We start from the raw sequence: 21,222 nt of genomic DNA, 5'->3' as shown, positions 1-21,222 counted from the left end.
GGCCCTAACGGACGACCGGCTCGCCGCGGGGCTGGTGCCGCGACGCCCACAGGCCGTACAGCGTGACCAGCGACGCGATCACGATCGGTACGCCGTCGCGCAGCAGGCCGTCGATGCCGAGGAGCCACCAGCACACGACCGGGCCCAGGGCGAGCACCGCCACCGCGACCAGCCCGAGGATCCAGCGGGCCCACCGCTGGCCGAGGATCACGAAGATCATCACCCACGGCACCACGAACCCGAGCCCCAGCGACGCGAAGAACCAGCCGACCACCACCGGCACGGCCACCGGGTACGGCGCCCGCGGCTCGTCGAACAGCGTGCCGATCGCCACCAGGCACGGCACCAGCAGCAGGGCGCTCAGCGACAGCCCGGCCACCCGGGCCGTCAGCACCCAGACCGGCACCTGCCGGAACCGTGACACCCGGGTCAGGTGCGCGGCGATCGCCTTCGAGCGGAACAGCAGCCAGATCACGGCCGCGCACATCAGGAACAGCACCGCGAACCCGGCCGACACCTGCCACGGCGGCACCAGCCCACCCGACCGGGGCACGACCAGCCGACCCACCGCGAACACCGTGGTCGCCGCCAGGATCAGCCCGAACGGGCGGGAGATCACCCGGCCGTAGCGGATCGTGCGCATCAGGACCAGGAAGCCCACCGCGCGCAGCAACGCCCAGATCGTGCGGACCGCGAGACCGAAACCGCCCTCCGGTGCGTACTCCAGGTTGACCAGGTCGACCAGCACCGTCGCCGCGGCCGTGAGCAGCACCAGCATGCGCAACCGGCGGACGGCGGAGGTCTGCGGCGGAGGTCGCTCGATCGTGAACAGCTCACGCAGCAACGACCCCCGAGGTGGAGGCGGATCGGACACGACGCCGGGAACAGCCACGCTCCGATGTTCCCCGGTACCCACCTTCGCTAACCACCGCCCGCGGGCGGGCACATCAGGCTGCCCAGCTAAGCAAGATCTAAGGATCCGCTGATAGAGCGCCTAAGAATCGTCGGACTACGTTCGCACCGGGTATCAGGGGCGAGGGCGGTTCACGATCCATGGGTAGACGACGGCACGCGGACGGACCCGCGGACAAAGACGCCGCTCACGCGGTCCCATCGACCCTTCCGACGTGGCTGGCAGCGGGGCGACCGGCGCTGCACCGGCTCATGCGCAACCGGCGCGCGGCGATGGCGACGTTCGGAGCCAGCGCCGTCGGCCTCACCGCGCTCTCCTCGACGATGGCCGTGTTCCTCGGCGACGAGGCCAGCGGAGAACCGAAGGACACTACCGGCGCCCAGCAGGTGCCGCAGAAGGCCGGCTCGTTCACCAACCGCGACGCCAGCTACACGGCCGGCGTCGGCGACGCCAACGACCTCGGCGCCGGCGGCCTCGCCGCCACCCCGACCGCCGCGGCGCAGGCCGCCCTCGCCGCGACCCCGCGCTACCCCACGCCGCTGACCCGTGACCCGGTGCTGCACCTGCTGCGACGCGCGACGTTCGGGCCGACGCCCGGCGACGTGGCCGAGGTGAAGCGGGTCGGCATCGACGCCTGGATCGACCGGCAGCTGAACCCGGCGAGCATCGAGGACCCGGGCGGCGACGCGGTCAACCGCATGTACCCGTACCTGGCGCTGAGCATCGAGCAGCTGCGACGCAGTGTTCCCGAGGACAAGCGCAACGACCCCAGCTGGCACCTCGGCCGCGCGACGATCGGCCGGCAGATGTGGAGCAGCCGGCAGCTCCAGGAGGTGATGGTCGACTTCTGGGCCAACCACCTCAACATCCAGAACCCGTTCGACGGCGGCTGGGACAACCGCACCGACTGGGACCGCACGGTCATCCGCGCGCACGCGCTCGGGAAGTTCTCCGACATGCTGCACGCCAGCGCCCGGCACCCGGCGATGCTGCGGTACCTCGACAACGCCGCCTCCGACAAGCGCTCGGTCAACGAGAACTACGGCCGCGAGCTGCTGGAGCTGCACACCGTCGGTATCGACGGCGGCTACTCGGAGACCGACGTGCGCAACTGCGCCTACGTCATGACCGGGCGCACCGTCGACCGCAACGGCGCGTTCGTCTACGACGCGAAGCGGCACTGGACCGGCGCGGTGAAGGTCATGGGCTTCGCGAACCCGAACAAGAAGGACGGCCTCGCGGTCGGCGACCAGCTCCTCGCGTACCTGGCCATGCACCCGTCGACGGCGCGGTACATCGCCCGCAAGCTCGCCGTGCGGTTCGTGTGCGACAACCCGCCGGCGACGCTGGTCGACCGGCTCGCGCAGGCCTACCTGGCCGCCGGCACCGACGTGAAGCCCGTTCTGAACGTCCTGTTCCGCTCGGTGGAGTTCTGGATCGCCACCGGCCTGAAGACCCGCCGGCCGCTGGAGAACATCGTCGCCACCGCGCGGGTGGTCGGGCTCACGCCGGGCAGCGACACCGACCAGGCGCTGGAGAACCTGTACAACACCGCCGACAAGCTCGGCCACGCGCCGCTGGCGTGGAGCCCGCCCGACGGCTACCCCGACGTCGCCGCGGCCTGGCAGTCGGCGCACGGCATGCTCGGCGTCTGGAACTGCCACCGGGTGATGGTGCAGGGAAAGCTGCGCGGCCTGACGTCCGTGCAGCCGACGCAACTCATGGCCGCCAACGCCGCGGGCACCGCCACCGGCTACATCGACGCGATGTCGCAGCGGCTGGTGTTCCAGCCGCTGCCGACCGAACAGAAGGCCGTCGTGCTCAAGTTCCTGGGTCTGGCGGAAGGCGCGCGCGTGGCCGATGCGAAGACCACGGGACGCGCTGAGCAGTTGGCGCCGTTGTTGCTCGACTCCGTCTACCACGGGCTGCGGTGAGCTCTTGTTACCTGAACCTCGATCTGCCGACGACCTGCGCCGCTACGGCCCCTCCCTCGCTGAGGCCGCCGTGCGGTACCAGGCAGCGTGTGTCTCCTCGGAACTGGCCGAGCAGAAGGACCGGTGGCGGTTCGGCTTCACCCGCCGGCGGGTGGTCGCCGGTGCGGGTGCCGTCGGCGTGGCCGCGCTGGGCTCGCAGCTGCTCACCGCGAAGGTGGCGTTCGGCGCTCCCGGCGACGACCGGACCCTCATCGTGATCATGCTGCGGGGCGGCATGGACTTCCTGTCGGTGATCGTTCCGCGTGGCGACGGCAACTACCTGTCGGCGCGCCCGAACATCGGCATCCAGCCCGCCGCCCTGCTCGACGGCGGTGCCGAGACGCGGTTCGGGCTGAACCCGGCGCTCGCGGCCGTCCACCCGCTGTGGACCTCGGGGCAGATGGCCGCCGTGGCGGCGGTCGCCTCGCCCGACGCGAGCCGCAGCCACTTCCAGGCCCAGGACTGCTACGAGCGCGGCGCCGCGTCCACCGCCGTGCGCACGGGGTGGATGGACCGCGTCCTGTCGCAGTGGGGGTCTCCGGGGACCACGTTCCGGGCGATCGCGGAGGGCTCTTCGCTGCCCCGGTCGCTGGTCGGTACCCAGAACAAGATCGTGCTGCGCGGCATCCAGGACTTCCGCCTCGAAGGGTCCAACGACAGGACGCTCGAAGCGCTGCGCGGCCTGTACACGGGCTTCGACCACCCGGTGGTCGGCCAGGCTTCCGCGACTCTTTCCGCGCTTCAGTCGGCCCGGCAGGTGGCCGCGATGGCGTCGAACCCGGCGGCGAAGTACCCCGGCGGTGGCCTGGCCGGCGGCCTGCGCGACGTGGCAAAGCTGGTGAAGGCCAAGGTCGGGCTGCGCATGGCCGCCCTCGACCTGGGTGGCTGGGACATGCACACCGGCCTCGGCAACGTCGACGGCGGCGACATGAGGAACAACCTCACCCACCTGTCGGAGTGCCTGGCCGCGTTCGTCACCGACATCGGTCCCGAGGCGCTGTCGCGGGTCACGATCGTCACCATGAGCGAGTTCGGCCGGCGGGTGCAGCAGAACGCCAACGCCGGAACCGACCACGGTCACGGCGGTGGCATGCTGCTCCTCGGCGGCGGCCTGAACGGCGGCCGCGTGCACGGACGCTGGCCGGGCCTGTCCTCCGGTGCCCTCGACCACGGCGACGTCGCCGGTGCCAACGACTACCGCGACGTGCTGGCCGAGATGCTCAAGACCCGCTTCGGGGTGACCAACGCGCAGGCGATCTTCCCCGAGCACCAGCCCAGACGGATCGGTGCCTTCGCCGGTTCGTGAACGTGCCGTTGTTGCGTGCCGGTGCCGCCGGGGCGTGTCCGTGCTCCTATGATGGGGTCCGTTATGCACTTGTCAGTCACGGTCAACGTCGCACCCGATGGGGCTGTCGTGCTGTCCGTGCGCGGCGAGGTCGACCACGCCAACGCCGGCGAACTCCGCACGACCATCGAGTCCGTGCTCACGACCCAACGCCCGCACACGATCCGGGTCGACCTCGGGCTGGTCACGTTCATCGACTCGGGCGCGATCGGGTCGCTGGTCTCCGCCCATCGGGTCGCCCAGGCCGGCGGCGCTGGTCTGGTGGTGACGAACGCGAGCCCGTTCGTGAGCCGCCAGCTGACCGTGGCGGGGGTGGCCGATCTGTTGGGCGCGCCCCAGAGCCCGGAACCCCTGCCCCGCCTGTAACGCGCGGCCCGCCAGCCCGTCGCGCACCATCCGCTCGTGTCCCGAGTCGCAGGTTCGCGCACAGCCGCGGATCAGGCAAAGCCGACATTCATGCTCGGACGGACCCCCTGCCGCCACGGTCCGTCACCGTCAATCTGCCCACCAGGTCTGTGCCGGCCGCCGTGATCGCCGTTTGAGGAACAAACCTGAAGCCCCACTGCAGGTCCGTTCCTCAAACAACGATCAACAGACACCCGAAGCCCCGCGAAGACAAAGCATCCGAACGCCCAGTGACACACCACGACTGCACACGAATCAACAAACTCAGGACACTTGGGCGCCGTCCCCCGTGCGCCGCCCGTAGCGCGCCATCCCCTCGTGCGCCGATCCCTCGCGCGCCGCCCCCTCGTTGCACCGGCCCGTCGCACACCACCCCTCGCACACCACCCCTCGCACACCACCCCTCGTGCGCCACGCACTCGCGCGCCACGCCCTCGTGCGCCGCGCCCCCGTGCGCCGATCTTGCAGTCGTGGCCCTGACAAAACCGCCCATATCTCGGCATAAGGGCGGCCAGAAGTGCAAGATCGGCGCACGAAAGGGACGAGCGCGGGGCGCGGAGCGCAGGCGGGCGCGGGTGGACCGTACCGGGCGGGGGTGCGTGATAGACCGGGTGTCCGGTGGGCCGCCGGGCGGGGTGCGCGGAGGGTTCGCGGTGGGCGGTGGGTCAGCCGGCGACCATGATGCCGATCGCGGCCAGGGTGATCCCGGCCATCACGGCGATGATCATCAGGATGATGGCCGCGATCCGGACGCCGTTGCCGCCGCTCCTGCGGCGTTCCGGCCGCTGAGCCGGGCGTTGCGCCGGAGCGGGCGCGGGCACCGGGTCGACGACCACGTTCTGGATCACAGTCTCCTGGGCGGCCAGCGCGGCAAGTCTTGCCGGCGACAGGGGCTCGCCGTACGTGGAGTGACCGGGGGGCGCGCTGTGCGGCGAGTTCGGCCGGAGCGTGCGGCGACCGCCGTAGCCCTGGTCGGTCTCGACCACCCGGCGACGGGACTGCCCCGGAACGTGCCCGGGCCGCGTGCCGTAGACCCCGGGCGGTGCGGCCGGCGCCGCTGACGGGCCGGCGGGCGGCGCGGCGGCAGCGCTGGCACCGCCGTAGACGCCCGGCCCGCGCGGCGGGGCGGTGGCCGACGACCGTGGGCCCGCCGTGAACGGTCCGCGCTGCGGGGGAACAGGGGGAACGGGGGCCACCCGTCCGGCGGGTGAGGCCACGGCCGGGGGGACCTGGGCGAAATGTCCGGAGGGTCCGCCCGGGAAGCGGCCCGCGGGAGCCCCGGAGACCGGACCGGCGGGACCGCCCGAGACCGGGCCGGCCGGGCCACCGGACACCGGGCCGGCGGGAAGCGGTCCCGTGGAGTGCGTCGGCAGCGGCCCGGTCGTGTGGCCGGGGAGCGGCCCCGTGTTGTGGGTCGGGAACGAGCCGGTCGACGTCGCACCCGCCGGGAACGCACCCGTCGAGGTAGCACCCGCCGGGAACGCACCCGTCGAGGTCGCGCCCGCTGGGAACGCACCCGTCGAGGTCGCGCTTGTCGGGAACGCACCCGTCGAGGTCGCGCTTGTCGGGAAAGAGCCCGTCGGGATCGGGCCGGTGGTCTCGCGACGCGGAGCGGAGGCCGCGCCCTTCTTCGAGTGGCGGCGCTTGATCGCGCGCGTCGACTGGGTGTCTTCCGGGAGGTCGACCGGCGCCGAGGGCATCGGGGCCTCGAGGGCCTCCAGGTCGGTCTCCAGGCGCCGGGTCAGCTCGTGCTCCTCGCCCAGCGACGAGCAGGACGCCACGTAGGCCACGGTGAGCACCCGGCGGGCCGTGGCGCTGTCGCCGGCGTCGCGGTGCATCTCGGCGAGCTGGGCGGCGATGTGGACCGTGTCGGGGTCCTCGGTGCCGAAGGCGTCGCGGTGCTTCTGGTAGGCGTCGTTGAGCTGGTCGCGGGCGGCGTCGAGGTTGCCGCGGTCGCGCTGCACCAGAGCCAGCCGGACCCGCACCAGCGACCCGGCGCGGCTCTTCTGGTCGCCGATGCGCTCGCCGACCTCGTGGTAGAGCCGCTCGGCCTCGTCGTAGTCGCCCAGCTCGTGCACGGTGGCGGCCAGCACGGCCAGCGACCGGACGCTCGCGGGGTGCCGCGGGCCGAACGCCTTCTCGGCATCGGGAACGAGGGCCGACAGCACCTGGTACGCCGAACCGGGGTCGCCCATCTCGCACGAGATCTCGCCGAGCATGCGGCGGGCCGTGCACAGCTCCAGCGGGTCGGCACCCGCGACGGCTGACGCGACGTCGACCGCGCGCCCCAACACCTGGCGAGCCTGCGGCAACGCACCGTCACGCCGGAGCCGCTCGGCTTCGGCGATGGTGCCGCCGATGTCGGCGGCCGGACTGAGTGCGGGCCGCCCCGGATAGCGGCTACGCCCCCCGACCCGGGTCTCGGCAACTCGAGTGTTCACGATGCCATTGGCTCCCATCCACCCCCAGCGATTGAGAGTAAGGCTCAGTCGCGAAGTCGCCAAGCACCGGTGTGCGACCTTCTGTGACATCGCTGTAAATCCGCAGGTAGTCGTCCACCATTCGGGTCACGGAAAATCTTCGCCGGGCAAGCGCAAAAACCTCATTACGGTCCAGTTGAACCGCCAGCGGGACCGCGGCGGCGGCCTCGGCCACCCCGTCGACCAGAAAGCCGGTTACTCCGTGTGACACCGTCTCCGGCAATGCGCCACGGGGGTAGCCGATCACGGGCGTCCCGCAGGCCATCGCCTCGACGACGGACAGCCCGAACGGCTCCTCGAAGCCGAGCGGGTGGAGGAGGGCCACCGCGCCGCCGAGAATGTCGGCCCGCTCGCTGGGTCCGACATTCCCGAGATACCGGACCGACACCCCGTCCACGAACGGCGCCACCCGCAGGCGGAAGTACGCCTCGTCGTGCACCGGCCCGCAGATCACCAGCGGCATACCGGCCCGCTGGGCGATCTCGACCGCGTCGGCGGTGGCCTTGTCGGGATGGATCCGCCCGAACGCCACCAGTGCGCCCGAGGAGCCGTCGCCGAGAGGGAACTGGTCGAGGTCCAGGCCGTGGTGCACGGTCGCCAGGTACGGCAGCCCGGGCGCGCGGTCGGCGTCGGAGATCGACACGAACCCGGAGCGCGACCGCCGGTACGCGGGCAGGATCCGTGGGTCGCTGAACCCGTGGATGGTGGTGATCATCGGTGACCGGCACAGCCCGGAGAACGCGAGCGGCAGCCAGTCGAGGTGGTTGTGCACGAGGTCGAACTCGCCGCTGCGGCCGAGAGCGTGTGCGACGTGCAGGGCCTCCCAGACCCGGCCGTCGAGGTCGTCGGACTCGTTGTAGGGCTGCGGGCACACGCCGTCCAATGACGCTTTTGTCTGTGAGTCGAGCGTCGCGAACAGGGTGACGTCGACACCCCGCTCGACGAGGCCCTCCGCCAGCAGCGACACGACCTGTTCCCACGGCCCGTAGGCGCGGGGCGGGGTGCGCCAGGCGATCGGACCCAGCAGCGCGATCTTCATCTCCCGGTTATACCGGCGGCGGATGGGTAATCCGCCCGTTATGCGCCAGGACAACTACCCGAACGCCGTGTCCGACCCCGAAGCCGAGGGCCTGCCCGGCTACGCCGACGACGACTCCGTCGCCGACGAGCGCCGCGAGTCCGGCCGGATCGCCGACGGTCCGGACCCCGCCGCGCTGCCGTCGGACGTGCCGCTGGCCGTCGACCGTTACGGCACCACGGCCGAGGAGGCGCGGCAGGGCGAGCCCATGGACTACAAGCTGGCCCAGGAGCTGCCCGAGACCCACCGCACCGGGCGGAACTACGACGAGGGCGACGCGCTGACCGAGGACGTCGACAACCTCAACGAGGCCTTCGTGCCGCCGGTGCAGCCGAACGCCGACTCGCCGGTGAGCATGTACGACATGCCGGGCGAGTTCGACACCGACCGCGGCGAGCCGGTCGGCCGCCTCGTCGAGCCAGACGAGGGTGTGCGGGAGGACGACGAGAAGGACGCGATCGCGTACGACGCCGGCGAGGCGGGCGGCGGCCCCTCGGCCGAAGAGGCCGCCATCCACGAGATCAGGGAACGCTAGTCGCGGCAGCGACAAAAGGCCAGCTCAGAGGACGACAACCGAGCGCAGCACCTCGCCGTCGTGCATCTTGGTGAAGGCCGCCTCGACGTCGTCGATGCCGATCTCCTCGGTGACGAACTTGCCGAGCGGGAACCGGCCCTGCCGGTACAGCGCGATGAGCATCGGGAAGTCGCGGGTGGGCAGGCAGTCGCCGTACCACGACGACTTGAGCGCGCCGCCGCGGCCGAACACCTCGAGGAACGGCAGCGTCAGCTCCATTTCGGGGCGCGGCACGCCGACCAGCACCACGGTGCCGGCCAGGTCACGGGCGTAGAAGGCCTGCTCGTACACCCCGGGCAGGCCGACCGCCTCGATGGCCACGTCGACGCCGAACCCGCCGGTGAGCTCGCGGATCTTCTCGACCACGTCGCCCGACGACGAGTTGATCACGTGGGTGGCGCCGAAGTCCTTCGCCCACTCGAGCTTCCGGTCGTCGAGGTCGACGCCGATGATCGTGGTGGCGCCGGCCAGGGCCGCCCCCGCGATCGCCGCGTCGCCGACGCCGCCGCACCCGAACACGGCCACCGAGTCGCCCCGGGTGACCCCGCCGGTGTTGATCGCCGCGCCCACGCCGGCCATCACCCCGCAGCCCAGGAGCCCCGCGACCGTTGCGGGCGCCTCCGGGTCGACCTTCGTGCACTGGCCGGCGGCCACGAGCGTCTTGTCTGCGAACGCGCCGATGCCGAGGGCCGGTGACAGCACGGTGCCGTCGGTGAGCGTCATCTTCTGGGTGGCGTTGTGGGTGGCGAAGCAGTACCACGGGCGTCCACGCCGGCAGGCCCGGCACTCGCCGCAGACGGCCCGCCAGTTCAGGATCACGAAGTCGCCCGGCGCGACCTCGGTGACGCCCTCGCCGACCTCCTCGACGATCCCGGCCGCCTCGTGCCCGAGGAGGTACGGGTACTCGTCGCCGATGCCGCCCTCGCGGTAGTGCAGGTCGGTGTGGCACACCCCGCAGGCCTGCACGCGTACCAGCGCCTCGCCCGGCCCCGGGTCCGGAACGATGATCTCCTCGACGGTGACGGGTGCGTCCTTCGCGCGGGCGACGACAGCGCGGACCCGGTGCGGCATGTGTTCCTCCAAGAGATGCGGCGTCAGCACCATCCAACCGCAGATCGGCCCTCAGGTCATGGACTCCGCGACGGCCCGTGCCGAGTCGAGGTCGGTCAACCCCTCCACCCGGTAGGTGGCGGAGTCCGACGCCCAGATCAGGGTCGGACCGGCGAGCCGGGCCGCCTCCGAGCGCACCACGCCGAACCGGTCGACGTACACCACCGGGTGCGGCGCCGGCACCCAGACGCCGAAGTCGCCCCGCACCTGCACGGACTCCGCGTCGGCCGCCTTCTTCAGGAACGCGCCCTCGACCCGGCCGTCGAACTGGTCGATCCGTACGGTTCCGCCGCGGTAGAGGAGGGTCACCACGCGCGGCGCACCGTCGGGCGCCGGGTCCGCGGTCAGCACCTCCTCCGGGACGCCCAGCGCGGTCGGTGCCAGCACGGGGAACTTCGCCACCCGGCGCGCCTCGTCCAGCGCCACCGAGCGGACCGCCGGCAAGGGGCTGGGCGACGCCGGAAGCGTTCCCGGGTCGCCGTCCCTGATCTCCACGCCGGCGAAGCGGAGCACGCGTCCCACCGCATCGGTGACGGCGGCCCGGGCCGGCGGCACCACACCGACCACGACGGCGGCCGCCACCGCCGCGGCGGCCGCGACCCAGCGCCGCGGCGGGGAGAACCGCGGCCGTCGCCGGGGCCGGGCCTCGAGGCGCGCGCGCACGGCCGCGCGTTGGTCACGAGCCTCCGGGATCGCGAGGAAGCGCCCGAGGTCGCGGAGCTCGTCAGCCAGCGGATCCGGCACCGTGCACCTCCCCTTCCCTCAGCAGGCCCCGCAGCTTCATGAGCGCGCGGGCGGTGCGTGACTTGACCGTTCCCTTCGGCAGGTCGAGCGCGGCGGCGGTCTCCGCCTCGCTGAGGTCGAGCAGGTACCGGCAGACGACGACGTCGCGGTCGCGGCTGTCGAGGGACTCGATGACCTCGACGAGGCGCTGCCGGCGGTCGGCGGCGACCGCCTCCTCCACCGGGTCGGCCGGCTCCGGCCCGCGCGCGTCGGCGGCGGCCGCGCGCAGGGCCAGGCCGTCGCGGCGTCTACGGGACCGGTGGAGGTTGCGGGTCTCGTTCCCGACGATCGCCAGCAGCCAGGTGCGGAAGCCCGCGTCGCCGCGGAACCGGCCCAACCGGTCGAACGCCTTCACGAAGGACTCCTGCACCACGTCGTCGGCGTCGTCGCCGGCACCGAGCAGCACCGCTGTCCGGTGTGCGGCCACGGTGTGCCGGGCGACCAGGACCTCGTACGCGTCCAGGTCGCCTCGGCGCGCCCGCGCGAGCGCCGTGGCCTCATCCATCTCCTGCAGTAGACACCGCCGGCGGGATTGAGGTTCCCGGCTGCGGGGTACATCCGGCGGCGATGACCGTCGCCGATACTCTCCGCCGGGCCGCGCGCGGCCTGATGGCGCCCCGCCAGCTCCGCAAGGTGGCGCGCGACCACTTCGGGTACACCTCGCTGCGCCCGAACCAGCTCGACGCGATGCGGGCGGTGCTGGCGGGGCGCGACGCGCTCGTGGTGCTGCCGACCGGTGCCGGCAAGTCCGCCGTGTACCAGGTGCCCGGTGTGCTGTTCCCGGGGCCGACGGTGGTCGTCTCCCCGCTGCTGGCCCTGCAGCAGGACCAGATGGCCTCGCTTGTCGACCGCGGGGTCGGCGCGGTGCGCATCAGCTCCGCGGAGTCGGCGGCCGAGCAGCGGGAAGCGCTCGAGGACCTGCGCTCCGGCGCGGCGAAGTTCCTCTTCGTCACACCCGAGCAGCTCGCCGACCCCGACCGGCTCGCCGAGATCGCGGCGCTGAGGCCGTGCATGGTCGCGGTCGACGAGGCGCACTGCATCTCGTCGTGGGGCCACGACTTCCGGCCCGACTACCTCCAGCTCGGCCGGGTGATCAAGGCGCTGAACCGGCCGCCCGTGGTCGCGCTGACCGCCACCGCGTCGCCGCCGGTGCGCGAGGACATCGCCGAGCGGCTCGGGCTGGTCGACCCGTACGTGATCGTCGCCGGTCTCGACCGGCCGAACCTGTTCCTCGAGGCCGCCCACTGCGTCGACGAGGACCAGCGCTGGAGCCGCCTGGTGCAGCGGCTGACCGACAGCCAGCCGCCCGGCATCGTCTACGCGGCCACCCGCAAGGCGACCGAGGAGCTGGCTTCCCGGTTGACGAAGAAGGGCTTCCCCGCCACCGCGTACCACGGCGGCATGTCGGCGTCGGAGCGGGAACGGCGACACGAGGCGTTCCTCGCCGACGAGGTACCGGTGATGGTGGCCACGACCGCGTTCGGGATGGGCATCGACAAGCCGAACATCCGCTGGGTCAACCACGTCACGCTGCCCGACTCCCCCGACGCCTACCTCCAGGAGGTGGGCCGGGCCGGGCGCGACGGCGAGCCGGCCCAGGCGCTGCTGCTCTTCCGCACCGAGGACACCGGGCTGCGGAAGTTCTTCTCGACCAGCACCGTCGACCCCGACGACGTCGAGCGGCTGGTGGTGCTGCTGGGCGCGGCGCCGCGCGCGGTCTCCCGGGACGAGCTGCGCGAGACGACCGGGCTGGGCCCCCGCAAGATCAGCCAACTGCTGTCGGTGCTGGAGCAGGTCGGCGTCGTGTCGACGACGTCGAAGGGGTTCCGGCTGGCCCGGTACGCGCCGTCACCGTCGGAGGCGGCGGCGCTCGCGGTGGCGCACATGGAGCGGTTCCAGACGGTCCAGCGGTCGCGGATCGACATGATGCGCTACCTCGCGGAGACCACCAACTGCCGCGGCCAGGCACTGCTGTCGTACTTCGGCGAGCACCTGGAGGAGCGGTGCGGCCACTGCGACAACTGCGCCGACGGGTCGGTGGAGACCGTGGCGCCGACGTCGGCCGAGCCGTACCCGGTGCACGCGACCGTGTCGCACGCCGAGTGGGGGTCCGGAATGGTCCTGCGCTACGAGGGTGACCGGATGACGGTGCTGTTCGACGACGTGGGCTACAAGACCCTCTCCGTGCCGGTGGTGGTTGAGCAGCAACTTCTTGCCTACATACGGTGATGTTTGAAAATCCGCCGTTCGGATACGCCCCTTCTGCGCGCGGGCGCCGCCCTGTGGTGGCGTCTTCCTGGGGTGCGTGACAGCGAGGGAGGCACCGGTGGCGGAATTCGGGTACACGCTCCTCTGTGAGCAGGCCGGACCGCGTCAGTTGATCGCGGACGCGATCCAGGCGGAGCACGCCGGTTTCGACTACGCCGTCGTCTCCGACCACTTCAACCCGTGGGTGGAGGCGCAGGGGCACTCGCCGTTCGCCTGGTCGGTGCTGGGCGCGGTGGCGCACGCCACCGAGCGGATGGGGCTCATGTCGTTCGTGACGTCGCCGGTGCGGCGGTACCACCCCGCGATCGTGGCGCAGATGGCGGCCACCGTCGGCGTCATCTCGCAGGGACGGTTCACGCTCGGCGTCGGCGCGGGCGAGAACCTCAACGAGCACGTCGTGGGCGCCTGGCCGCACGTCAGCGTGCGTCACGACATGCTGTGCGAGGCGCTGGAGATCATCCGGCCGCTGCTGGCCGGTGCCACGGTGAACTTCAACGGGTCCTACTTCGACGTGCCGGAGGCGCGGCTGTACGACCGTCCCGCCGAGGGTGTGCCGATCGCGGTCGCCGCGTCCGGGGCGGCGTCGGCCGACCTGGCCTCCGAGTTCGGCGACGCGATCGTGGCCGTCGAGCCCGACGGTGACCTGATCGAGCGGTTCGCGTCGGGACGGTCGAAGGGCAAGCCGCGGTACGGGCAGGTGGCGATCTGCTACGGCCCCGACGAGCAGGAGTGCCGCAAGACCGCGCTGGAGCAGTGGCGCTGGAGCGCCCTCGGCTGGCCGGTGATGGCCGAACTGCCGGGGCCGTCGGCGTTCGAGGCGGCCAGCCAGTTCGTGCGCGAGGAGGACATCGCCGGAAAGGTCCCGTGCGGCCCGGACCTCGACCGGCATGTCGAGGCGGTACGGCGCTTCCTCGACGCCGGCTTCACCCACGTCGCGGTGGTGCAGATCGGCGCCGACCGCCAGAGCGACTTCCTCCGCTGGGCCGAGGCCGACCTGCTCCCCGCGCTACGCGCGCTGTAGAGCTCTCAGGTGCGGCGTTCCTCGTTGTGGTGGCCCAGCGCGGCCCAGATCTCGTTGACCGTCCGGTAGCGCTCGCCCGCGGGCAGGCCCGCCAGCTGTTCGATCACGTCCTCGGGCGCCGCGAGGGTGTTCGCGCCCACGATCAGCTCCTCGCGGTCGCCCGGCAGGCTGCTGCGCGGGATGTACCGGCCGAGCCGGCTGCGCTCCTCCACCTCGTCGTAGGTCATGCCGGGCGGGGCGCCACCCTCGCGCGGGGCGCCGAGGTCCGGCTGGTCCTCCACCGGAGCCTGCGGGTCCTGGAACTCATGGGCCATCTCCCCGTCGAGGACGGGTCCGTGTTTCGTGCTTCCGCGTTCCATTGGCGTCGCCTACCCCTCCCATGCCGGCACAAAACGGTGTGGGAACCGGCGTGGATGGGTATTCCGCTGTACGACGCAGGAGGTGACATCCGTGGCAAAGATCGGATTGTTCAACCGGCGGCACACCGAGGAGCAGGACCGGCCCACAGCGGTCGGCAGCGCCTCGGCGACCGACCGGACCGTCATGGTCGACAGGGACCGCGACGGGGTGGACGACCGTACAGAAAGGGTCGATCCGCGGGACACGAACCGGGACGGCATCGTGACGCCCGACGAGGCGCGCGCCGCCCACGAACGCACCCAGGCCCGGCTCACGGCCCGTGAACGGCTCGCCGCGGACAAGGCCGACCGGGAAGACGGCAGGGACGCGGGCACCACGGCGGTCGTGGACCGGCCGGCGGTGGTCGAGCGCGAGCGGGTCGTCGAGCGTCCCGTCGTCGCGCCGCCGGCCGTCGACCGGGACCGCGATGGGGTCGACGACCGGGTGGAGACCCGGCCGGCACCGGCACCGCAGAAGATCCGGGCCCGGGCGAGCCTGTTCGCCACGCTGGCCCTCATGGTCGGCCTGACCTCCGTGTACGCCGCGCTCACCGGCCGGCTGGCGCCGGTTGCGATCGCGCTCGGCGTGCTCGGCCTGCTGCTGTCGTTCGCGGGCATGTCTGCCAGCGGCCGGCCGCGGATCGCCGGCGGCGGCCTGTCGGCGTTCGCGCTGCTGCTCAGCATCGGCGGCGCCGTGCTCGGCGTGCTGGCCATGTACGGCTCGGTGTCGTGGCTCGACTCCGACGTCGACCAGGTCTCGCGGCTGCGCGACTGGCTCGACACCCAGCTTCCGTTCATGAGCAACTGGTAAGCACCCCCGCGAGACGGGCGGCCCGATCGGGCCGCCCGTCCGCGTTTGCAGTGGAGGTCTGACGATGCCCGCACGCGAGGACATGCCGAGCACGATCCAGCGGTCCGGTCGCAAGGCCCAGGAGACCTGGGGCAAGACGCACGACTCGGCCGTCGAGCAGTACGGCGAGGGCGAACGCGCCCACCGCACCGCGTTCTCGGCGCTGAAGCACACCCACGAGAAGGTCGGCGACCACTGGGAACCGAAGGAGACCAAGGGACCCAGCGACGCCCAGGCGGAGAAGAAGGGCGCGGCGGCCCGCCGGGGCACCACGCCGACGGCCGAGGGCGTCAACGCGAATGCGACCAAGAAACACCTGCTCGACGTGGCCCGCAGGCTCGACATTCCCGGCCGGTCGAGCATGACCAAGGACGAACTCGTCGACGCGATCATGAAAGCGAACCGCCGGGAGTCGGCCAGGGCGCTGCGTTCCCAGTAACCTCCTCTCGTGGTGGAGCAGAGGCGGTCCGGTCTACGGAGCAGGGTCAGTGACAGGTTTTCCCGGTTGCTCAACCCGCCCCGGCAGGCGCCCGCTCCAAAGGTCGCGCCGCACCACCCGATGCTCAACAACTCGATCGTCGACTGCGCGCTGTACGTCGACGGGGTGCGGCAACCGGGTGAGCTGGCGTTCCCGGACGCGGTCGCGCTGGCCGGCCGCAACCCCCGCGCGTTCGTGTGGCTCGGCCTGCACGAGCCCACCGCGGACGAGTTCGGCTACGTCGCCGAGGTGTTCGGGCTGCACGAGCTCGCCGTCGAGGAGGCCACCGCGAAGGTCAACCGCCCCAAGATGGACCGGTACGGCGACCACACCCGGGTCGTGCTGCGCACCGCCCGCTACGTGGAGCACGCCGAGCTCAACGAGTGGTCGGAGGTCGTCGAGACCGGTCACATCATGGTGTTCCTCGGTGCCCGGTTCGTGGTGACCGTGCGGCACGGCGCGCCCGGCGCGCTGGCCGAGGTGCGGGCCGACCTGGAGCGCCGGCGGGCGTTCCTGGCGATGGGCCCGTGGTCGGTCGCGCACGCGATCATGGATCGGATGGTCGACGCGTACATGGACGTCGCCGACTCCGTCGACGACGACGTGAACAAGCTCGAGGAGGCGGTGTTCGCCCGGCACCGGTCCGAGCACATCGCGCACATCTACCAGCTCAAGCGCGAGATCGTGGAGTTCCGCCGGGCCGTGGTGCCGCTGCAGCGTCCGATGCAGCGCCTGCTGGAGGACCGCGCCGAGCTGCCGGCCGGGCTGCGCCGTTACTTCAAGTCGGTGTCCGACCACCTCAACCGGGTGGTCGAGCAGATCAACTCGTACGACGAACTGCTGAACACCGTGCTCCAGGCCCGGCTCGCCCAGCTGAGCGTCGACCAGAACAACGACATGCGCAAGATCGCGGCGTACGCCGCCATGGCCGCCGCCCAGACGGCGATCGCCGGCATCTACGGGATGAACTTCACTCACATGCCTGAGCTCCAGTGGCGCTACGGGTACTTCGGAGTGCTCATCGTGATGGCCCTGTCGATCTTCGTCATCTACCGGCTGTTCCGACGTTCGGGCTGGCTGTAATCACACCCGGGGTGCGCCCACGGGGTCGCCGGGGCCTTGTAGATTACCGGTCACCGCCGCATCCACGACCGTCGTCGGGGCTCCAGCCGGCGTTTCGGGAGGGCGTGCTTGAACGGGGTTCGGGTCGGTGCGGCGCAGTTCGCCGTCGGGTCCTCGGTGGCCGAGAATCTTGCCTCCTGCGTGCACGCGGTCGAGTCGGCCGCCGCCGAGGGCGCCGAGGTGGTGGTGCTGCCCGGGTACGCCAACCATCCCGGCCGGTACGACGACCGGGCCCACGCCGGGCGGGTCGCCTGCGGCATCGGCGGCGAGTTCGTCAGCACGGTCGCGGCGGCGGCGGCCGCCGCCGGGGTGTACGTCAAGCTCCACGTGACCGTCGCCGACGCCGACCGCGTCACCGCCAGCAACCTCCTCGTCGACCCGGCCGGCGAGGTGATCGCCCGGGCCGACGACCGCGCCGTCGGCCGCTTCCTCGACCCCGTCGTCACACCGCCGCGCGTCGTCGACACGCCCCTCGGCCGGTTCGGCATGTACGGCGGCGCCGACGGCCGGCAGGCCGAGATCCCCCGCGCCCTCGCCCTCGGCGGCGCCCAGGTGCTGCTCGCCTCCCTGTGGTCGACCGACCCCGACGACGCACGGCTGCACCTGCCCGTCCGGGCCGCCGAGAGCAAGGTGTGGATCGTGGCGGCGAACGTGATCGGCCGCGCTCACGCGGTCACCGACGATTTTGCCGGGGAGAGCGGCCTGTACGGCCCCGACGGCGCGACCGTGACGGCGGCGCCGCGGGACGCCGAAGGCGTGGCCGTGGCGCGGCTCGAACCCGGCTGGGCTGACGACAAGACCAGGCCAGACGGCGGTGACATCTTCCTGGCGCGGCGCCCACGCCTCTATGGCGCGGGGCGTCCACCGCGCTCGAAGCCGCCGGCGGCCGCGACCACGCGCGTGGCGGTGGTGCGGCCGCGCGGACACGGAATGTCTGCGATCGAGGACGCGGGACGCCTGGTGCGCGCCGCCGCCACCGACGGAGCCGACCTGATCGTGCTGCCCGAACTGTTCCACTACGCCGACGGGCGGGCCGACGGCTCGTTCCTCGACGGCATCGCCGTCGACGTGGTGTCGCAGGCCCTGGAGGACTCCACGTGCCACGTGGTGACGAGCCTCCCCGACGACGCCGCACACGTGGGCGTGCTGATCGGAGCGTCCGGCGTGATCGGACGCCAGGTGCAGATGCACCCGTGCGGGCGGCACCTGAGCTGGCAGGCCGCGTTCGGGGATCGGCTGACGCCGTTCGACCTTTCCTGGGGCAGGCTCGTACTCGTCGTCGGCGACGACGCCCTGTACCCGGAGGTGTTCGAGATCGCGTCCCGCCTCGGCGCCGACCTCGTCGCCGTGCCGTGCGCCCCCGCGGAGCGCTGGGAGCTGACGATCGGCCTCCCCGCCCGCTCCCTGGAGCAGGGGCTGAACATCGTCGCCGCGGCCCACCCCGGCCCCGGCGGCGGTGGGGCCATCCTGGCCGCCGGCGCGCCGGCCCGGTTCGTGGCCGCCGACGCGGTCACCGTCGCGGGTGAACTCCATCCCCGTGTCACCGAGTCGACACGATCCGCCCCTTGAGGTGGCGGCAACGGGGATGGGCGGGCAGCATATCGAGGTGTCCCTTGGTGACAGCCTAGGCGGCCGGCTGGCCGCCGCGGCAACCCACGCCGCCGGACCTGCCGGCCAGAGCGACCCCCGCACGGCCGCGGCCGGCCTGGCCGAGGTCCTCGACCAGGCCCGCTACCAGCTGGGCAAGGACGACGGCGTGGTGCTGGAGGCCACCCGCGTCCTGGCCGGCCTGCGGCGCCGGCTCGGCGAACTGCCGGATGCGCGGTCGCTGCTGGAGAACGCGCTTGCCGCTGGCCAGTTCACCCGCGGCGAGAACGACGTGCAGATCCTGGGCCTGTCGTACGACCTGGCGATGATCGCGCACGAGTTGGAGAACCGGCACGAGGCCCGGCGCAACTTCGACCGCATCCGCCGCTATGGTCCGGGGCTGCTGGGGCCACATCACGAGTATGTGCAGACGGCGTACCGTTATTTCGGAACACCGGTACCGGTTGGGCCGTCCGTGCCGCAGCAGCCCGTGGCGCCGCAGCCTCCTCAGCCTTACGCGCCTCAGCCTTACGCGCCTCAGCAGTACGCGCCTCAGCAGTACGCGCCTCAGCAGTACGCGCCTCAGCAGCCGCACGCGCCGCAGCCGCACGGGCCCCAGCCGCACGCGGCGCCTCAGCCGGGGTACGGACCGCCACCCTCCGCCCCGATGGCAGCAGCACCGTCCACTGTGGACGCTCCCCCGTCCACCGGCCGGGCCCGGGTACCCTCCCAGCCCACCCCGATCCGGGCAACGGCGGCCGTACCCGTTCATCGTCCCCGGGAGGAGGCCGCAGCCAACCCCCCGACGGTGGCCGACGCCCCGGAGCCAGCCGCGACCGCCGCGCCGACACCGCTGGCGGAACCTGCGGCTCCGGCCGAACCCTCTGTGCCGGCCGAACCTCCTGTGCCCGCCGAGTCTTCCGCGCTGGCCGAGCCCGCTGTTCCGGCCGAGCCCGCTGTTCCGGCCAAACCTGTGCCCTCCCCCGAGCCCACGGCGCACCACGAGCCTTCGCCTTCCCCCGAACCGACGGCGCACGACGAGCCCTCGCAGCCGGCGCCTGTATTACCGACCGAGCCCGCCGCTCCCGTCGGCCTTGAGCCGCAGGCCGAGCCCACGCCTCAGGATGGGCCGGCCTCCGATGAACCCACGCAGGTCGCCGAGCCGGAAGCGGCACCGGAACCCACGCCGGAGATCGAGCCGGTCCGTGCCTCTGACCCCGCACCGCACGACGAGCCCGCAGCCGTCGAACCGACCGTCGCCGCCGCCGAGTCCACCTCGCAGCGGGACGATCGGCCCGCTACCCCGTTCGGCCGGACGGTCGAGCTGACCCTCATCGTCCCGTCACAGGCGCGGGAGCCCGAGGCCAGCCCGCACCCAGCCCCGGACGCGGAACCCGAGCCGACCCCGGAACCGCGGGACGTCACCTCGCCGGCGCGGGAACCGGAGACCCACCGGGATCCGCCCGCCCTGCCGGCGGCCGACGACACCGAACTGCCGCCGGCGGCCGGCCCCACGTCGGACGCGCTACCCTCCCCGGCCACAGCGTCCACAGTGGACAGCCCGGTGACGCGGCCCGCCCTGGACACCCCGCCGTCGGCGGAGACCCTGGCCCTGCCGTTGTCGGAGCCCGAGCCAGCTCCGCGCCAGGAGGCCGAGGTGGCCGCGCCCCCACCTGCGGAGGCTGACGTCGCCACGCCGCGGGTGGAAGCGGAGTCCGGTACCGAGGACGCTGACGATCCGGAATCCGAGTCGACGGTGCGCATCGGTCAGGGCGGGCCGTTGGCGCGTGGGGACCGGGAGGACTCGGCGTCCTCGGATCCGTGGTTCTCTCCCACTCCGGCCGCGTCCGCCGCCGTTCAGCCGGCCGAGGACGTTCCGGCTTCGGAACAATCGGGCGGCGTGGCGCCCACCTCGGCTCCGCCGGTCAGCGCCGCGCCATATGTTCAGGCCCCGGCGCCGCCGGTCAGCGCCCCGCCGGTCAGCGCCCCAGCACGCGCTCAGGCCAGCGCCCCGCCGGCGAACGCCCCATTCGTCAGCGCCCCACCCACCTCCGCACCGCCGGTCAGCGCGCCGCCGGTCAGCGCCCCGCCGCGCGCTCAGGCCAGCGCCCCGCCGGTCAGCGCGCCGCCCATCAGTGCCCCACCCACCTCCGCGCCGCCCATCAGTGCGCCACCACAAGTCAACGCGCCACCCGTCAGCGCGCCGCCGCACATCCCGGTCTCGACGCCGCCTGCCAGTGGGCCTCCCGTATCAGGCCCGCCCACTCCCTCGCCCATGCCGGCCGCCCGCCCGGTGCCCGCCCACCGGTCGTCGGCTCCACCCACCGTGACGCGCCATCGGTCGCGGCGGCCGCTGGTCGTGGTCTCCGTGGTTCTGATTCTGTTGCTGCTCGGCGGGTCGGCCGCGCTCGTCGCGGTCTTTCTGGCCAGTGACCCCTCGGGCGAGCGGCCCGCCGCGACCGCTTCCACGCCCACGACGATCGGGCTGACGCTGGAGGACAAGGGCACGTCCGTCACCGTGACGTGGACCGACCCCAGCGCGGGGCAGGCCTCGTTCGTCGTGTCGTACGGGCGGGCCGACGGGCCCGCGACCAAGACGGAGCGGGTCGGTGCCGGCACGACCACGGTGACCGTCAACCAGCTCGACCCGGCGCAGGACTACTGCTTCACGGTCGCCGGGGAGCCCGGTTCCGGGGTCGGGCCGTCGCCGGCCGTCTGCACGAAGCGGCCCACACCCACCGGGAGCGGCCGGCCGTCCGGCACTTGATTCGTATGTAGTCGTGGGTGTGTGTCACTGTGCGTTCGGACGCTCTGTCTTCGCGGGAGGTGTGATCGTT

Annotated in this window: 18 protein-coding genes; 11 read left to right on the top strand and 7 right to left on the bottom strand. The window is 72.5% G+C overall.

What is annotated here, in order from left to right; genetic code table 11:
- Nucleotides 1-4: 4 nt before the first annotated feature.
- Entirely contained in the window at nucleotides 5-892 is an 888-nt protein-coding gene (locus tag Voc01_RS35015) for a hypothetical protein (protein WP_239160692.1), read from the bottom strand.
- 272 nt (nucleotides 893-1,164) lie between these two features.
- Between Voc01_RS35015 and Voc01_RS35010 the strand changes: the two genes are divergently transcribed.
- The 3 genes from Voc01_RS35010 to Voc01_RS35000 all read left to right on the top strand — a co-directional run bounded on the left by Voc01_RS35010 (nucleotide 1,165) and on the right by Voc01_RS35000 (nucleotide 4,597).
- The gene (locus Voc01_RS35010) at nucleotides 1,165-2,847 is read left to right on the top strand and encodes a DUF1800 domain-containing protein (protein ID WP_203931942.1); all 1,683 of its coding nucleotides are present in this window, start codon (nucleotides 1,165-1,167) and stop codon (nucleotides 2,845-2,847) included.
- 4 nt (nucleotides 2,848-2,851) lie between these two features.
- Entirely contained in the window at nucleotides 2,852-4,192 is a 1,341-nt protein-coding gene (locus tag Voc01_RS35005; protein WP_203931941.1) for a DUF1501 domain-containing protein, read from the top strand.
- Nucleotides 4,193-4,255: 63 nt separating this feature from the next.
- Nucleotides 4,256-4,597 carry an STAS domain-containing protein gene (locus Voc01_RS35000; protein ID WP_203931940.1) on the top strand — a complete coding sequence of 114 codons (342 nt, stop codon included), beginning with the start codon at nucleotides 4,256-4,258 and terminating at the stop codon, nucleotides 4,595-4,597.
- Between the two features lie 704 nt (nucleotides 4,598-5,301).
- Here Voc01_RS35000 and Voc01_RS54220 read toward each other — a convergent pair.
- Both Voc01_RS54220 and Voc01_RS34990 read right to left on the bottom strand, forming a co-directional pair.
- The gene (locus Voc01_RS54220) at nucleotides 5,302-7,077 is read right to left on the bottom strand and encodes a tetratricopeptide repeat protein (protein ID WP_203931939.1); all 1,776 of its coding nucleotides are present in this window, start codon (nucleotides 7,075-7,077) and stop codon (nucleotides 5,302-5,304) included.
- Nucleotides 7,037-8,083, bottom strand: coding sequence for a glycosyltransferase family 4 protein (locus Voc01_RS34990; protein ID WP_307781602.1), 1,047 nt, complete (start codon nucleotides 8,081-8,083; stop codon nucleotides 7,037-7,039). The genes Voc01_RS54220 and Voc01_RS34990 overlap by 41 nt, the downstream gene beginning before the upstream one ends.
- Nucleotides 8,084-8,195: 112 nt before the next feature.
- On the opposite strand from Voc01_RS34990, the gene Voc01_RS34985 reads away from it, so the two are divergent.
- Entirely contained in the window at nucleotides 8,196-8,729 is a 534-nt protein-coding gene (locus Voc01_RS34985; protein ID WP_203931944.1) for a DUF5709 domain-containing protein, read from the top strand.
- Between the two features lie 24 nt (nucleotides 8,730-8,753).
- Here the strand turns inward: Voc01_RS34985 and Voc01_RS34980 are convergent, their stop codons facing one another.
- Genes Voc01_RS34980 through Voc01_RS34970 form a run of 3 tightly spaced genes read right to left on the bottom strand, consistent with a single transcriptional unit; the run spans nucleotide 8,754 to nucleotide 11,166 of the window.
- The gene (locus tag Voc01_RS34980; RefSeq protein WP_203931937.1) at nucleotides 8,754-9,839 is read right to left on the bottom strand and encodes an S-(hydroxymethyl)mycothiol dehydrogenase; all 1,086 of its coding nucleotides are present in this window, start codon (nucleotides 9,837-9,839) and stop codon (nucleotides 8,754-8,756) included.
- Between the two features lie 51 nt (nucleotides 9,840-9,890).
- Nucleotides 9,891-10,622, bottom strand: a complete 732-nt coding sequence (locus Voc01_RS34975) for a hypothetical protein (RefSeq protein WP_203931936.1) — start codon at nucleotides 10,620-10,622, stop codon at nucleotides 9,891-9,893.
- On the bottom strand, nucleotides 10,603-11,166 hold the full coding sequence (locus tag Voc01_RS34970) for an RNA polymerase sigma factor (protein WP_203931935.1): 564 nt from the start codon (nucleotides 11,164-11,166) through the stop codon (nucleotides 10,603-10,605). The genes Voc01_RS34975 and Voc01_RS34970 overlap by 20 nt, the downstream gene beginning before the upstream one ends.
- 62 nt (nucleotides 11,167-11,228) lie before the next feature.
- Between Voc01_RS34970 and Voc01_RS34965 the strand changes: the two genes are divergently transcribed.
- Nucleotides 11,229-12,890 (top strand): RecQ family ATP-dependent DNA helicase, encoded by a 1,662-nt coding sequence (locus Voc01_RS34965; RefSeq protein WP_239160691.1) that lies wholly within the window; start codon nucleotides 11,229-11,231, stop codon nucleotides 12,888-12,890.
- A 97-nt stretch (nucleotides 12,891-12,987) separates the two neighbouring features.
- The gene (locus tag Voc01_RS34960; protein WP_203931934.1) at nucleotides 12,988-13,950 is read left to right on the top strand and encodes a TIGR03557 family F420-dependent LLM class oxidoreductase; all 963 of its coding nucleotides are present in this window, start codon (nucleotides 12,988-12,990) and stop codon (nucleotides 13,948-13,950) included.
- Nucleotides 13,951-13,955: 5 nt separating this feature from the next.
- Here the strand turns inward: Voc01_RS34960 and Voc01_RS34955 are convergent, their stop codons facing one another.
- Entirely contained in the window at nucleotides 13,956-14,309 is a 354-nt protein-coding gene (locus Voc01_RS34955) for a DUF2795 domain-containing protein (protein ID WP_203931933.1), read from the bottom strand.
- Nucleotides 14,310-14,400: 91 nt separating this feature from the next.
- On the opposite strand from Voc01_RS34955, the gene Voc01_RS34950 reads away from it, so the two are divergent.
- The 5 genes from Voc01_RS34950 to Voc01_RS34930 all read left to right on the top strand — a co-directional run bounded on the left by Voc01_RS34950 (nucleotide 14,401) and on the right by Voc01_RS34930 (nucleotide 21,152).
- Nucleotides 14,401-15,159, top strand: coding sequence for a hypothetical protein (locus Voc01_RS34950; RefSeq protein WP_203931932.1), 759 nt, complete (start codon nucleotides 14,401-14,403; stop codon nucleotides 15,157-15,159).
- A gap of 64 nt (nucleotides 15,160-15,223) precedes the next feature.
- Nucleotides 15,224-15,637 (top strand): ChaB family protein, encoded by a 414-nt coding sequence (locus Voc01_RS34945; protein WP_203931931.1) that lies wholly within the window; start codon nucleotides 15,224-15,226, stop codon nucleotides 15,635-15,637.
- Between the two features lie 66 nt (nucleotides 15,638-15,703).
- Nucleotides 15,704-16,759: a magnesium/cobalt transporter CorA gene (gene corA, locus Voc01_RS34940; protein WP_203931930.1), complete on the top strand. Its 1,056-nt coding sequence runs from the start codon at nucleotides 15,704-15,706 to the stop codon at nucleotides 16,757-16,759.
- A gap of 108 nt (nucleotides 16,760-16,867) precedes the next feature.
- Nucleotides 16,868-18,367: a carbon-nitrogen hydrolase family protein gene (locus Voc01_RS34935; protein ID WP_203931929.1), complete on the top strand. Its 1,500-nt coding sequence runs from the start codon at nucleotides 16,868-16,870 to the stop codon at nucleotides 18,365-18,367.
- Nucleotides 18,368-18,404: 37 nt separating this feature from the next.
- Nucleotides 18,405-21,152: a fibronectin type III domain-containing protein gene (locus Voc01_RS34930; protein WP_203931928.1), complete on the top strand. Its 2,748-nt coding sequence runs from the start codon at nucleotides 18,405-18,407 to the stop codon at nucleotides 21,150-21,152.
- The last annotated feature ends 70 nt before the right edge of the window (nucleotides 21,153-21,222 follow it).

It is taken from the genome of Virgisporangium ochraceum (assembly GCF_016863655.1).
GTDB lineage: Bacteria > Actinomycetota > Actinomycetes > Mycobacteriales > Micromonosporaceae > Virgisporangium > Virgisporangium ochraceum.
This window is presented reverse-complemented; position numbering and strand designations above follow the sequence as displayed.

Coding starts and splice junctions, on each gene's coding strand:
- Voc01_RS35000 (WP_203931940.1), top strand. CDS start 4,256: ATGCACTTGTCAGTCACGGTCAACGTCGCACCCGATGGGGCTGTCGTG.
- Voc01_RS34955 (WP_203931933.1), bottom strand. CDS start 14,309: ATGGAACGCGGAAGCACGAAACACGGACCCGTCCTCGACGGGGAGATG.
- Voc01_RS34965 (WP_239160691.1), top strand. CDS start 11,229: ATGACCGTCGCCGATACTCTCCGCCGGGCCGCGCGCGGCCTGATGGCG.
- Voc01_RS34980 (WP_203931937.1), bottom strand. CDS start 9,839: ATGCCGCACCGGGTCCGCGCTGTCGTCGCCCGCGCGAAGGACGCACCC.
- Voc01_RS35010 (WP_203931942.1), top strand. CDS start 1,165: ATGCGCAACCGGCGCGCGGCGATGGCGACGTTCGGAGCCAGCGCCGTC.
- Voc01_RS34945 (WP_203931931.1), top strand. CDS start 15,224: ATGCCCGCACGCGAGGACATGCCGAGCACGATCCAGCGGTCCGGTCGC.
- Voc01_RS34970 (WP_203931935.1), bottom strand. CDS start 11,166: ATGGATGAGGCCACGGCGCTCGCGCGGGCGCGCCGAGGCGACCTGGAC.
- Voc01_RS34985 (WP_203931944.1), top strand. CDS start 8,196: ATGCGCCAGGACAACTACCCGAACGCCGTGTCCGACCCCGAAGCCGAG.